This window comes from Pseudomonas sp. FeN3W (assembly GCA_030263805.2).
GTDB lineage: Bacteria > Pseudomonadota > Gammaproteobacteria > Pseudomonadales > Pseudomonadaceae > Stutzerimonas > Stutzerimonas stutzeri_G.
Genome location: CP136010.1, coordinates 2,759,181 through 2,771,584, shown reverse-complemented (window position 1 = coordinate 2,771,584; position 12,404 = coordinate 2,759,181). Strand labels below are relative to the sequence as shown.

The window sequence follows — 12,404 nt, the reverse complement described above, 5'->3', positions numbered from 1 at the left end:
CCTTCCCATGAACGTCAACTACACGGCCGAAGAGCTCGCCTTCCGCGACGAAGTGCGTGCCTTCCTGAAAAGCGAGCTGCCGGCGGACATCGCCGCCAAGGTCAAGCTCGGCAAACACATGTCCAAAGCAGATCACGAGCGCTGGCAGCAGATCCTGGTCAAGCGTGGCTGGTATGCGCCGGGCTGGCCGGTGGAGCTGGGCGGCACCACCTGGGGACCGGTGGAAAAGCACATCTTCGACGAAGAGTGTTCGGCCTTCGGCGCGCCACGTACCGTGCCCTTCGGCGTCAACATGGTGGCCCCGGTGATCATCAAGTTCGGCACCCAGCAGCAGATCGACCACTACCTGCCGCGCATCCTCTCCGGCGAGGACTGGTGGTGCCAGGGCTACTCCGAGCCCGGTGCCGGCTCCGACCTCGCCAGCCTGAAGACCCGCGCTGTACGCGACGGCGACCATTATGTGGTCAATGGCCAGAAGACCTGGACCACCCTCGGTCAGCACGCCAACATGATCTTCTGCCTAGTGCGCACCGACCCGGAAGCCCAGCAGCAGCGCGGCATCAGCTTCCTGCTGATCGACATGAAGAGCCCGGGCATCAGCGTGCGGCCGATCATCACCCTGGACGGCGACCACGAGGTCAACGAAGTCTTCTTCGACAACGTCCGCGTGCCGGTGGAGAACCTCGTCGGCGAGGAAAACCAGGGCTGGACCTGCGCCAAGTACCTGCTGACCCACGAGCGCACGGGCCTGGCCGGTATCGGCTCGTCCAAGGCGGTGCTGGCGCATCTCAAGCGTATCGCCATGAAGGAGGTCTGCGACGGCAAGCCGATGCTCGAAGACCCGCTGTTCCGCGCCCAGGTCGCGGAAGTCGAGATGCAGCTGATGGCCATCGAGATGAGCACCCTGCGCATTCTCGCCGCGGCGAAGGAGGGTGGCGTGCCCGGTGCCGAGTCCTCGATCCTCAAGGTCAAGGGCACCGAGATCCGCCAGGCGATCACTCACCTGTTGCGTAAGGTTATCGGCCCCTATGCGCTGCCGTTCCTGGAAGAAGAGCTGCAGCTGGACTACGACGGTGAGCTGCTGCACGCCGACTACAGCGCGTCGCTGGCCGGCGACTACTTCAACATGCGCAAGCTGTCGATCTTCGGCGGCTCCAACGAAATCCAGAAGAACATCGTCTCGAAGATGATTCTCGAGCTGTAAGGGGGCACCGCAATGGACTTCAAACTGACTGAAGAGCAGCAAATGCTGCAAGACACCGCGGCGCGTCTGGTGCGCGACGCCTACCCGTTCGAACAGCGCGAGAAATTCAGCGAGTCGGAACTGGGCTTTTCCGCCGAGTTCTGGTCGCAGCTGGGAGAGCTGGGCCTGACCGCCGTGCCGTTCTCGGAAGAGATCGGCGGCTTCGGTGGCGGCGGCGTGGAAACCATGCTGGTCATGACCGAGCTGGGTCGTGGCCTGACGCTGGAACCCTATCTGCAATCGGTGATCTTCGCCGGTGGCTTGATCGACCAGCTCGGTTCCGATGCGCAAAAACAGGATCTGCTGCCGCAGGTCGCCGCCGGTTCGCTGCAACTGGCGGTGGCCTTCGACGAACCGCAGAGCCATTACAACCTCAACGACGTGCAGACCAAGGCCGAGGCGGTGGACGGCGGCTATCGTCTGAACGGCCGCAAGGCCGTGGTGATCGGCGGGCACAGCGCCGGGCAGATCATCGTGTCGGCGCGCACTTCCGGTGACAGTCGCGATGAAACGGGCATCAGCCTGTTCCTTATTGATCCGAACGCCCAGGGCGTCAGCCGTCGCGTCTACCCGACCATCGACGGGCGTAAGGGCTGCGACTTGTTCCTCGACAACGTGCAGGTGGGTGCCGAGGCGCTGCTTGGTGAGCTGGGTAATGCCTTGCCCGCGATGCGCTACGAGCAGGGCCGCGCCATCGCCGCGCAGTGCGCCGATGCGCTGGGCAGCATGGACGAAGCCTGCAAGCTGACCCTGGACTACCTGAAGACGCGCAAGCAGTTCGGCGTGCCGATCGGCAAGTTCCAGGTTCTGCAGCACCGTATGGTGGACATGCAGACCGAGCTGGAGCAGGCCACCAGCATGGCGATCCTTGCCGCGACCTTTGCCGACGGCGAAGACAACGACGAGCGTAGTCGCATCATCGCCGCCGCCAAATACATCTGCGCCCGCGCCGCGCGCAAGGTGGCTGAAGAGGCGATCCAGCTGCACGGCGGAATCGGCATGACCTGGGAATACAACCTCGCCCACCACGCCAAGCGCCTGGTGATGATCGCCCACCAGTTCGGTGACGACGACCATCACCTGAAGGCCTATGCGAAGTTGATGCAGGTGGCGTAAGGCGCCAATCGCGACACGCGACCGGGCCCCTGTGGCCCGGTTTTGCTTTGCAGAGATAGGTCAGGTGCTTAGCCGACTGCGGGCAGGTGTGGCGGAGGTGTCGTCTTCACTTTCGTAGGGCGGCGTTCCGCTTCAGCTCGCGCCAGCAACCAAACGGTGGGCTGAAGCCCACCCTACGGCGCTGCGCGCAAGGTGGCAGTCTCGTAGGGTGGAAGACGGCGAAGCCTCTTCCGCCGTTGCGTGCCAACCGGGGCGTGCCATGGCCGGCAGGCTCGCGAAGTGATCGTTCACACCGGTGGCAGTTCGTAGGGTGGATGTCGCTTTTCACATCCACGCTGTTGGGTTGGCACCCGTGATGTGGTGGATCGGTGAAGCGCGATCCACCTTACGCCTGACGTTCCGCGTTCGATCAGGCCGGCTTCGCCTCTGCTTCGGCTGGCGCTGTACCCTGCGGCTTCCACTCCTGCAGGCGATCCAGGCTGCCGCGGTAATGTTTGAGCCCCATGCCGAGCAGGACTATCGCGCCGACCAGCGCAACGCCGGTGACGATCAGCAGCGAGTAGCGCAGCGCGTTGTCGTCGCCGAAGACGAAGTCGGTGCCCAGCGCCACGGCGGTCGGGCCGATGCCGAGGCCGACCATGGTGATGACGAACAGGTACACCGCCGAGGCCTGGCCGCGCATGGAGTTGGGCATGATTTCCTGGATCGCCGCCGGGCCGACGCCGAAAGGCATGGCGATGGTGAAGACGTGCAGGGCGATCAGCGCCAGCGCCAGTTCGCCGGTGCCGGCCAGGTAGGCGAGGTTGAGCGGCAGGGTCAGTGCGGCGGAGATAATGCCGACGCGCAACGGCGCATCGCGATAACCGCGGCGGTGCAGCAGGTCCGACAGCCGCCCGCCGGCGATGATGCCGATCGAGCCGGCCACCGCCACCACCGAGCCGTAGAGCACGCCGACATCGCTGGCCGACCAGCCGTAGGTGCGGATGAAGAATGTCGGGATCCACGCCGAACTGCCGTAGGCGGCGAAGGCCAGGCAGGCGAAGCCGAAGTTGTGGCACAGCACGGTGCGACGGTTCTGCCGGATATAGCCGGCCACCTCGCTCAGTGGCACCTCGACGCCGGCGCCGACGCCTTTGCGCGATGGCTCGCGGATCAGCAAGAGCACGGCGGTGAACAGCACACCGGCCGCGCCGAGTACGAGGAAGATCAGCTGCCAGGGGCGCACCATGCCGAGCACCGGCAGCTCCACATCGCCCTGTGCCGAGGCGAACTTGACCACCAGCCCGCCGAGCAGAAACGCCAGGCCCGAGCCGATGTAGATGCCCATCGAATAGACGCTCATGGCGGTACCGCGCAGCTTGGGCGGGAAGCTGTCGGCGATCAGCGAATAGGCGGAGGGCGAAAGCGCCGCCTCGCCGACACCGACGCCGATGCGAAATACCAGGAACTGCCAGAAGGTCTTGGCCGTGCCGCACAGCGCGGTCATCAGGCTCCACACCAGCACGCCGATGGCAATGATGCCGCGGCGGCTCTTGCGATCGGCCAGGCGTCCGATGGGCACGCCGCAGATGGTGTAGAACACCGCGAAGGAGAAGCCCATGAGCAGGCTCATGTGGGTATCGGTGATGTCCAGGTCATGGCGGATCGGTTCGACCAGCAGGTTGAGGATCTGCCGGTCGACGAAGGACAACACGTAGGCGAGCATGAGGATGGCGACCGTGACCCAGGCGCGGGCGCTTGAGGGGTAGCCGTTATTGTTGTTGTGCATGGCAAAGGCTCCATTGGCGAGAAGGGCTGTAACCAGCCCATCCTCACTTTTGTCGGAGATCAGCCATCCGGCAAGTGGAATAACCCTCGCATATGTTTCGAAATATGCTAACGCTGTTCCGCTCTGCGAAATCAGCGCGCTTGTTAGGTTACGCCATGGTTCGCTGTTGGCTCGGCATCAGCTCCGGCAACAAACGCGGCGTCCAGAGGCTGTCGGTGAAGCCGCGACGGAAGAAGCCGAAGTGGCCGATCCGCGTGGCGCCGATTTCCGCGGGCGCGATGCGCTGCATGGTTTTTGGTGCTGAGCTGTAGAAGCCATGCAGGGATTCGGTGTTGCGCGCCGACATCATTTCGTCGTCGCTGAAGGACAGCGAAGTCAGGGGCGTGCGCACGGCCGCGAAGGCCTGGCGCATGGGCTCGCCTTCGACACCGACCAGGTACTCCGGATGCAGGCACCAGCGCCGCCACTGGCGAATCACCCCGGCCGGCAGGTCGCCGACCGCCCCGATGCGACCACCCGGGAAGTAACCCGCCATCGCGGTCAGTACCGGCGCCAGGCCATGCCAGAGCAGCCAGGCCTTGCTGCGGATTTGCGGGCTGTTCTCGCGCCAGTAGCCGCTGCCGGCGGCGATGGTGACGATGCGGGTCAGGCGCTCATGGCCTTTGACCAGCGGCAGGATCTGCGCGCCGACACTGTGGCCGATCCAGTACAGCGGCAATTCACCGGCGGCTTCGGCGGCCGCGGCGAGCACTGCGCTGCAGTCGTGGCGCGCCCAGTCGAGGATGTCCACGTTCAACTGGCGGAGCGGCACCCGCCGCGAGCGGCCCATGCCGAGGTAATCGAAGGTCACCGCCAGGTAGCCCTGGCCGGCCAGCCAGTTGGCGAAGTCGGTGTAGAAGCGCTGCGGCACGCCCATCGCCGGCGCGATGAGCACGACGCCGCATGGCGCGCTGCTCGGCTGATACCAGTAGCTGGACAGGGCATGACCGTTGCCGTTGTCGATGGAGCGTTCTTCAACCTGTATCGTCGCCATCTTGTTGTTCTCCGCGCTTCTGCGATTGCTGCGATCGGTGCAGTATACGAAGGGTGGAAGATAATTCTAGAAAAATATTCTAGTCAGATTGGAGGCCGGATGGCCCGTAGTAGCCGCAAGCAGGAAATCCTTCAGGCCGCACTCGCCTGTTTCACCGAATTCGGCGTGGAGGCGACCACCATCGAGATGATTCGTGATCGCTCCGGCGCCAGCATCGGCAGCCTCTATCACCACTTCGGCAATCGTGAGCGGATCATCGCCGCGCTGTATCTGGAAGGCATCGGCGAGTATGCTGCGCTGCTCGAAGCCGGGCTGATCGAGACACTGGATGCCGAGGCCTGCGTCCGCCTGTTCGTCACCCGCTACATCGACTGGGTGGTGGCGAACCCGGATTGGGCGCGCTTCGTTCTGCACAACCGCGGGCGGGTCGAGGCCGGGGAGATGGGCGAGCAGCTGCGCGAGGTCAATCGCGCCCACGGCGAGCGGGTTGGGGCGATTCTGCGGCGTCATCGCGAAAGCGGGGCGTTCCGGCGGATGCCCGGCGATTGCTTTCTCGCGGTGGTGATCGGACCCTGCCACGACATGGCGCGCAACTGGCTGGCGGGACGTTTCCGTACCGCGCTGGCCGACTGCCGCGAGCTGCTCGCGGACATCGCCTGGGCCAGCGTCAGGGCCTGACGATCAGACGCCGAGGCTTTCGATATCGCGGGCGAGCATTTCCAGCTGGTGGGCCAGCGAGTTCTTCAGGGTGTCCTCGCTGAGCTGGAATGACGGCGCACCGCAGGTCAGCGCCATGATGCTGCCGTCGGCCAGGTGCAGCGGCACACCGGCGGCCATCACGTTGCGGTCCCAGTCGCCCAACGACAGGCAGAAGCCGTGCTGCATGAACTCTTCGAACGAGGCGTGCAGCGAAACCTCGATGGCGGCCCAGCCATCGCCGTACTTGCTGGCCAGCGCGGCCATCAGATGCTCGCGTTCCTTCTCCGGTGTGGCGGCGAGAAAGGCACGACCGGCGGCGGTGGTGGCCAGCGGCAGGCGCACGCCGGCATCCATGCGCAGGGTGGTGACCTCGGCCGGGCGGCAGTTTTCCACGTAGATCATCGACAGTCGGTCGCGGCAGGTCAGGCCCACGGTGGTGTTGGTGCGGCGGGCGAACTCATCCATGTACGGCTTGGCCAGCTGGCGCACGCGCAGGTTGGAGACGTAGGCGTAGCCGAGCGCCAGCACGCCGGAGTCGAGCTGGTATTTCTCCAGCTGCTGCGAATAGCTGAGGTAGCCGAGCTTGGTCAGTGTGTAGGTCATGCGCGACACCGTCGGCTTGGGTAGCCCGGTGATGCGTGCGATGTCCTGGTTGCCCATCACCACCGAGCCATGGGTAAAGGCACGCAGCACGTCCAGCCCGCGGGCCAGGGCCTCGACGAACTTGCGGTCCTTGGGAGTGCCGGTGTCTTCGATGTCGTCGCTCATGGTTTCGGTCTGTCTGGCTAGTGGGCAGCGGTGGCGAACGATAGCAGATCACTCGACCGCGAGCAGTGCGGCCATTGGCGATCATTGCGACGGAAAAAGCGATCTACTACTATCGGATTCGACATCCAGTTTCGCACAGTAAAACAATAATTCATTTTGGAGAATGTCGATGTCCGCTTCCGTACAAGGCTACGTGGCTACCGAACTCGCCCGTGGCGGCTACCAGAACGTCCATGACCTGCTCTCTCAGGCCTGCGCGAAGCATCCGCAGCGCGCGGCATTTTCCTGTGGCGACGACTACCTCACTTACGCCGAGCTGGGCAGTCGTGCCGATGCTTTCGGCCGCTACCTGCGGCATCACGCTGGGTTGCAACCCGGAGACCGGTTGGCGCTGCAGCTGCCCAATTCGTTGCAATACCCCATCGCCGTGTTCGGCGCGCTCAAGGCTGGGTTGGTGATCGTCAATACCAATCCGCATTACACGGCCGCCGAGGCCCGTCATCAGTTCCGTGACTCCGGCGCCAAGGCGATCCTGGTGCTCGATCGGCTGTTGCCGCTGGTACGCGCGGTGCAAGCGGACACCGAGCTGGAGCACGTCATGCTCACCAGCGTCGATGACCTGCAGAGGCCGACTCACGAAAGCGGCGAGGCGGGAACGCAACGCTTCATGCAGGCCCTGCGGCTGGGGGCGGAAAGCCCGCCGCTGGAGCGCGAGGCAGGGCTCGACCGGCTGGCGTTGCTGCAGTACACAGGTGGCACCACCGGTGTGTCCAAGGGCGCGATGCTCACGCATCGCAACCTGCTGGCCAATGTGTTGCAGACCATCGAACTGTTCGACCGGCCGGGGTTGCTCGAACCGGAAAAGGACGTGCGCATCGCGCCGCTGCCGCTGTATCACATCATGGCGTTTGCCACGAACTGCCTGAGTTCGGTAGGCATGGGTCTGCACACGGTATTCATCCGTGACGGGCGCAACCTGGACGAAACCATCGGTGCCATGCAGCGCTATCCGTTCAGTCTGCTCAGCGGCATCAACACGCTGTTCGTCGGGCTGATGAATCACCCGGAGTTTCGCAGCATCGATTTCTCCCATCTGAAGTGGGCGACGTCCGGCGGCGCGCCGCTCAATAGTGAAGTCGGGCGTCGCTGGGAGGCACTGACCGGGGCGCCGATCCGCGAAGGTTTCGGCCTGACCGAGGCCTCGCCGGTGGTAGCGACCGGTACTCAGCTCAGCCCTTACCGCGAGGGCTACATCGGCCAGGCGCTGATCGAAACCGAGCTGCGCACCGTCGACGACGAGGGCAACGACGTAGCGCCGGAAACGCCGGGCGAGCTATGGCTGCGCGGCCCGCAGGTGATGCAGGGCTACTGGCAGCGCCCGGACGAGACAGCCAAGGTGCTCACGCCGGACGGCTGGTTGAAGACCGGCGACATTGCCTTGCTGGATGCCGACGGCTTCGTGAAGATCGTCGACCGCAAGAAGGACATGATCCTGGTTTCAGGCTTCAACGTCTTTCCCAACGAGATCGAGGATGTGCTCATGCAGCACCCATCCGTGCGTGAATGCGTGGCGGTCGGTGTGCCGGATGCGCGCAAGGGCGAGGCGGTGAAGGTCTTCGTCAGCCTCAAGGACGATGCGGTCGACGCGCAGGTGTTGCTCGAGCATTGCCGGCAGTACCTCACCGGCTACAAGATGCCGAGCTATCTCGAGTTGCGCGACGAGCTGCCGAAGACCGCCGTGGGCAAGTTGCTGCGTCGGCAGTTGCGCGACGAGGCGCGGGGCAGCGCAGGTTGATCGCCACCTATATATAAGTGGTGAGCTGACGAACGGGTAGTGGCGCTCAGACCCCTGGTCGGCCTTGAGCAGCCGCTCTCGAAGGCATGGCAATCGGGCGGAAATATCAATCCGCGCTTGTTGCCCTAAGGGGTTTCTGATATAAAGCAGCGCTCTTTTCTAGGGGCCCGGTATCTTCGTTCGCAACGTGGCCGGTAAGACCCCCATGAAACGTGGCGCTGAGCGCCGAACTGACAAGTGAATTCAAGCGGCCAACCCATGCCGGGTTGGGCATGTGGTTTTAGAGGGCTGAGGCATGTCGAGAGTCTGTCAAGTTACCGGTAAGGGTCCGGTAACCGGGAACAACGTTTCCCACGCAATGAACAAAACCCGTCGTCGTTTCCTGCCGAACCTGCAGCATCATCGCTTCTGGGTCGAGTCGGAGAACCGCTTCGTCCGTCTGCGCCTGAGTGCCAAAGGCATGCGCATCATCGACAAGCGCGGCATTGACGTCGTTCTGTCCGAGCTGCGCGCCCGCGGCGAAAAGGTTTAAGGAGAGCAATCATGCGTGACCTGATCCGTTTGGTGTCCAGCGCCGGTACCGGCCACTTCTACACCACCGACAAGAACAAGCGCACCACCCCCGACAAGATCGAAATCAAGAAATTCGATCCGGTCGTACGCAAGCACGTGATCTACAAGGAAGCCAAGATCAAGTAATTGATCGGCCCTTGAAGAAAGAACCCGCCTCTCGGCGGGTTTTTTCGTTTCTGGCGAACGTGGCTGCCGATGCCTGACACCAGTCGTCGTTCGCGTTGCCTAGTTTGATATGCATCATGTACGGCGCCTGTCGAATTCGCCTATCGTGCGAGCTTTCATTTCTCCCAATTTCGGCACGAGGATGCGCAGCGCATGGCGAAGACGGACGGGCCCATCGCGGCAGACAGCAAGAGCACTTCCAGCATCGCCCTGCAGGCGGCTTCCGAAGACATCTGGTCGCAGAAGTACCGTCTGACCAGCAAGGACGGCACGCCCATCGACGACAGCGTCGACGCCACCTGGCAGCGGGTCGCCCGCGCCCTGGCCGACGTCGAGCTGGCCGAGCAGCGTGAGCACTGGCACGAGCGCTTCCTCTGGGCGCTGCGCAACGGCGCCATCCCGGCCGGACGGATCATCTCCAACGCCGGCGCGCAGGACTACAAGCCGGCCACCTCGACCATCAACTGCACCGTCTCGGGTTCGATCACCGACTCGATGGACGACATCCTCGGCAAGGTCCACGAGGCTGGCCTGACGCTCAAGGCCGGCTGCGGTATCGGCTACGAGTTCAGCACCTTGCGTCCGCGTGGTTCCTTCGTCTCCGGCGCTGGTGCGCACACCAGCGGTCCGCTGTCGTTCATGGATATCTTCGACAAGATGTGCTTCACCGTGAGTTCGGCTGGCGGCCGCCGCGGCGCGCAGATGGGCACCTTCGATGTCGGCCATCCGGATGTGCGCGAGTTCATCCGCGCCAAGCGCGAAGACGGCCGGCTGCGCCAGTTCAACCTCAGCCTGTTGATCACCGACGAGTTCATGCAGGCGGTGGAGGCCGACGGCGAGTGGCCGCTGATCTTCCCGGTGCACGCCAAGGAAGCCGCCGAGCTCGATCTGGTGGACGCCGAGCATGTGCTCTGGCGCGAATGGCCGGTGCATGACGGCTATATCGTGCGCGACGATGGCCTGGTCGCCTGCAGGATCTACGGGCGGGTCAAGGCGCGGCATCTGTGGGACATGATCATGGTCTCCACCTATGACTACGCCGAGCCGGGCTTCATCCTCATCGACCGCGTCAACCAGCTGAACAACAACTGGTGGTGCGAAGCGATCCGCGCCACCAACCCCTGCGGCGAGCAACCGCTGCCGCCGTACGGCTCGTGCCTGCTGGGCTCGATCAACCTGACCCACTTCGTCATCGACCCGTTCGGTGCGGACGCGCGCTTCGACTGGGACAAGTACCGCGAGGTGGTGCGCGTCTTCACTCGCATGCTCGACAACGTGGTGGAGATCAACGGACTGCCGCTGGAACAGCAGCGTCACGAAATCGAAAGCAAGCGCCGCCATGGCATGGGCTTCCTCGGCCTCGGCTCGACCCTGACCCTGCTCAAGCTGCGCTATGGCAGCCCGGAAGCCTGCGTGTTCACCGAGGAAGTCGCCCGCGAGATGGCGCTGGTCGGCTGGGAACAGGCGCTGGAGCTGTCGAAGGAGAAAGGGCCGGCACCGTTGCTGAGCCAGACCTTCGACGTCACCGCCGAGATGCTGCGCAAGCGTCCGGAGATGGCCAAGGACGGTTACAAGGTCGGCGACCAGGTCGCCGGTCGCGTGCTGCACGCCAAGTATTCGCGTTACATGCAGAAGATCGCCGAGTACGCCCCGGAGCTGATCGAGGCGCTGGCCGAGCAGGGCGCGCGCTTCACCCACCACAGCTCCATCGCGCCCACCGGCACCATCAGCCTGAGCCTGGCCAACAACGCCTCCAACGGCATCGAGCCGAGCTTCGCCCACCACTATTCGCGCAACCTGATCCGCCCCGGGCGCAAGGCCAAGGAGAAGATCGAGGTGTTCAGCTACGAGCTGCTGGCCTATCGCACGCTGGTCAACGAGCGCGCCAGGCCGGGCTCCGACGAGCCGGGCGAGAAGCTGCCGGACTACTTCATCTCCGCCGACGACGTCAGCCCGACCCAGCACGTGGATATCCAGGCCGCTGCGCAGCGCTGGGTCGACTCGTCGATCTCCAAGACCGCCAACGTGCCGACCGACTATCCGTTCGAGGCGTTCAAGGACATCTACCGCTACGCCTGGCGCCAGGGCCTGAAGGGCTGCACCACCTTCCGCTTCAACCCGGCGGCCTTCCAGGGCGTGCTGGTCAAGGAAGCCGACCTGGAGAAGACCCTGTACCGCTTCACCCTTGAAGACGGCAGCGTGGTCGAGCTCAAGGGCAACCAGGAAGTCGAGTACGACGGCGAGGTGAACACCGCCGCCAACCTGTTCGACGCCCTCAAAGAAGGCTACTACGGCAAGTACTGAAGCCGGCCCGCCAACCGTTTGGACGCCGGGCCGCGAGCGCCGCCCGGCAGGAGAGATTGCACAATGACCGTAAAGATCACCCAGCGCATCAAGGGCTTCAAGGTCGTCGACGAGACCCTCGAGCGCCCCGCGACTGCGGCCAGCGCTAGCGACGGCACGGCGAGCAAGGCCGTCAACGTGGTGGAGATGGACGAGAGCCTGCAGCGCCCGGAAACCCTGATCGGCATGACCTACAAGATCAAGTCGCCGCTGTTCGAACATGCGCTGTACGTCACTGTGAACGACATCGTGCTCAACGCCGGCACGCCGCATGAGCAGCGCCGCCCGTTCGAGATCTTCATCAATTCCAAGAACATGGACCACTTCCAGTGGATCGTCGCGCTCACCCGGATCATGTCCGCGGTGTTCCGCAAGGGCGGCGACTGCACCTTCCTCGTCGAGGAGCTCAAGGCAGTGTTCGACCCGCGTGGCGGCTACCTGAAGAAGGGCGGCGTCTACATGCCGTCGATCGTGGCCGAGATCGGTGCGGTGCTGGAGCGCCATCTGATCGCCATCGGCATGCTCGAAGGCCAGGCGCTGGACGAAGCCCAGCTCAAGTACCTGGCCGAGAAGCGCGCCGCCTACGAGGCCAGTCAGGGCGCCGTGGCGGTGGAGCCGGGCGAAGGCTTTCCGGCTGGTGCGCAGCTATGCAACAAGTGCAATACCCAGGCCGTGGTGCAGATGGACGGCTGCGCCACCTGCTTGAACTGCGGCAACTCCAAGTGCGGCTAAACGGCTTGCGCTGATGCTGTGACGCCCGTCAGGCCCGCTTTACCCGGCGGGCCTGGCTCTGCTAGTTTTCGGTCCTACCTATCGCCTTCCGGCCTTTGACCTAATGCCTTCCACTGCTCGCAGCCTGTTACCCATGAAGCCAGCCGGTCTCGGTGCGGCGCGGCTGTGC

Annotated in this window: 11 protein-coding genes; 8 read left to right on the top strand and 3 right to left on the bottom strand. The window is 64.1% G+C overall.

The genetic code is table 11. From position 1 onward, the window contains the following. Positions 1–7 precede the first annotated feature (7 nt). On the top strand, positions 8–1,204 hold the full coding sequence (locus tag P5704_013180; protein ID WOF77026.1) for an acyl-CoA dehydrogenase family protein: 1,197 nt from the start codon (positions 8–10) through the stop codon (positions 1,202–1,204). A 12-nt stretch (positions 1,205–1,216) separates the two neighbouring features. Next, positions 1,217–2,359 (top strand): acyl-CoA dehydrogenase, encoded by a 1,143-nt coding sequence (locus P5704_013175; GenBank protein ID WOF77025.1) that lies wholly within the window; start codon positions 1,217–1,219, stop codon positions 2,357–2,359. A gap of 409 nt (positions 2,360–2,768) precedes the next feature. Here P5704_013175 and P5704_013170 read toward each other — a convergent pair whose 3' ends face one another. Together P5704_013170 and P5704_013165 are read right to left on the bottom strand one after the other, a co-directional pair. Further along, the gene (locus tag P5704_013170) at positions 2,769–4,127 is read right to left on the bottom strand and encodes an MFS transporter (protein ID WOF77024.1); all 1,359 of its coding nucleotides are present in this window, start codon (positions 4,125–4,127) and stop codon (positions 2,769–2,771) included. A 148-nt stretch (positions 4,128–4,275) separates the two neighbouring features. Beyond that, positions 4,276–5,160, bottom strand: a complete 885-nt coding sequence (locus P5704_013165) for an alpha/beta fold hydrolase (protein WOF77023.1) — start codon at positions 5,158–5,160, stop codon at positions 4,276–4,278. Between the two features lie 99 nt (positions 5,161–5,259). On the opposite strand from P5704_013165, the gene P5704_013160 reads away from it, so the two are divergent. Next, positions 5,260–5,838, top strand: coding sequence for a TetR/AcrR family transcriptional regulator (locus P5704_013160; protein WOF77022.1), 579 nt, complete (start codon positions 5,260–5,262; stop codon positions 5,836–5,838). Between the two features lie 3 nt (positions 5,839–5,841). On the opposite strand, the gene P5704_013155 is transcribed toward P5704_013160, so the two are convergent. Continuing rightward, entirely contained in the window at positions 5,842–6,627 is a 786-nt protein-coding gene (locus P5704_013155) for an IclR family transcriptional regulator (GenBank protein ID WOF77021.1), read from the bottom strand. A 169-nt stretch (positions 6,628–6,796) separates the two neighbouring features. On the opposite strand from P5704_013155, the gene P5704_013150 reads away from it, so the two are divergent. The 5 genes from P5704_013150 to P5704_013130 all read left to right on the top strand — a co-directional run bounded on the left by P5704_013150 (position 6,797) and on the right by P5704_013130 (position 12,235). Next, positions 6,797–8,422 (top strand): AMP-binding protein, encoded by a 1,626-nt coding sequence (locus tag P5704_013150; protein ID WOF77020.1) that lies wholly within the window; start codon positions 6,797–6,799, stop codon positions 8,420–8,422. A 295-nt stretch (positions 8,423–8,717) separates the two neighbouring features. After that, positions 8,718–8,954, top strand: a complete 237-nt coding sequence (gene rpmB / locus P5704_013145; protein WOF77019.1) for a 50S ribosomal protein L28 — start codon at positions 8,718–8,720, stop codon at positions 8,952–8,954. An 11-nt stretch (positions 8,955–8,965) separates the two neighbouring features. Then, entirely contained in the window at positions 8,966–9,121 is a 156-nt protein-coding gene (rpmG, locus tag P5704_013140; GenBank protein WOF77018.1) for a 50S ribosomal protein L33, read from the top strand. 192 nt (positions 9,122–9,313) lie between these two features. Further along, the gene (locus P5704_013135) at positions 9,314–11,464 is read left to right on the top strand and encodes an adenosylcobalamin-dependent ribonucleoside-diphosphate reductase (GenBank protein WOF77017.1); all 2,151 of its coding nucleotides are present in this window, start codon (positions 9,314–9,316) and stop codon (positions 11,462–11,464) included. Between the two features lie 63 nt (positions 11,465–11,527). Beyond that, complete coding sequence (locus P5704_013130) at positions 11,528–12,235, top strand: NrdJb (GenBank protein WOF77016.1); 708 nt, start codon at positions 11,528–11,530, stop codon at positions 12,233–12,235. Positions 12,236–12,404: the final 169 nt, after the last annotated feature.

Excerpts from the sequence above, each read along its gene's own strand:
- P5704_013180 (WOF77026.1), top strand. The coding sequence starts at position 8 with ATGAACGTCAACTACACGGCCGAAGAGCTCGCCTTCCGCGACGAAGTG.
- P5704_013175 (WOF77025.1), top strand. The coding sequence starts at position 1,217 with ATGGACTTCAAACTGACTGAAGAGCAGCAAATGCTGCAAGACACCGCG.
- P5704_013170 (WOF77024.1), bottom strand. The coding sequence starts at position 4,127 with ATGCACAACAACAATAACGGCTACCCCTCAAGCGCCCGCGCCTGGGTC.
- P5704_013165 (WOF77023.1), bottom strand. The coding sequence starts at position 5,160 with ATGGCGACGATACAGGTTGAAGAACGCTCCATCGACAACGGCAACGGT.
- P5704_013160 (WOF77022.1), top strand. The coding sequence starts at position 5,260 with ATGGCCCGTAGTAGCCGCAAGCAGGAAATCCTTCAGGCCGCACTCGCC.
- P5704_013155 (WOF77021.1), bottom strand. The coding sequence starts at position 6,627 with ATGAGCGACGACATCGAAGACACCGGCACTCCCAAGGACCGCAAGTTC.
- P5704_013150 (WOF77020.1), top strand. The coding sequence starts at position 6,797 with ATGTCCGCTTCCGTACAAGGCTACGTGGCTACCGAACTCGCCCGTGGC.
- rpmB (WOF77019.1), top strand. The coding sequence starts at position 8,718 with ATGTCGAGAGTCTGTCAAGTTACCGGTAAGGGTCCGGTAACCGGGAAC.
- rpmG (WOF77018.1), top strand. The coding sequence starts at position 8,966 with ATGCGTGACCTGATCCGTTTGGTGTCCAGCGCCGGTACCGGCCACTTC.
- P5704_013135 (WOF77017.1), top strand. The coding sequence starts at position 9,314 with ATGGCGAAGACGGACGGGCCCATCGCGGCAGACAGCAAGAGCACTTCC.
- P5704_013130 (WOF77016.1), top strand. The coding sequence starts at position 11,528 with ATGACCGTAAAGATCACCCAGCGCATCAAGGGCTTCAAGGTCGTCGAC.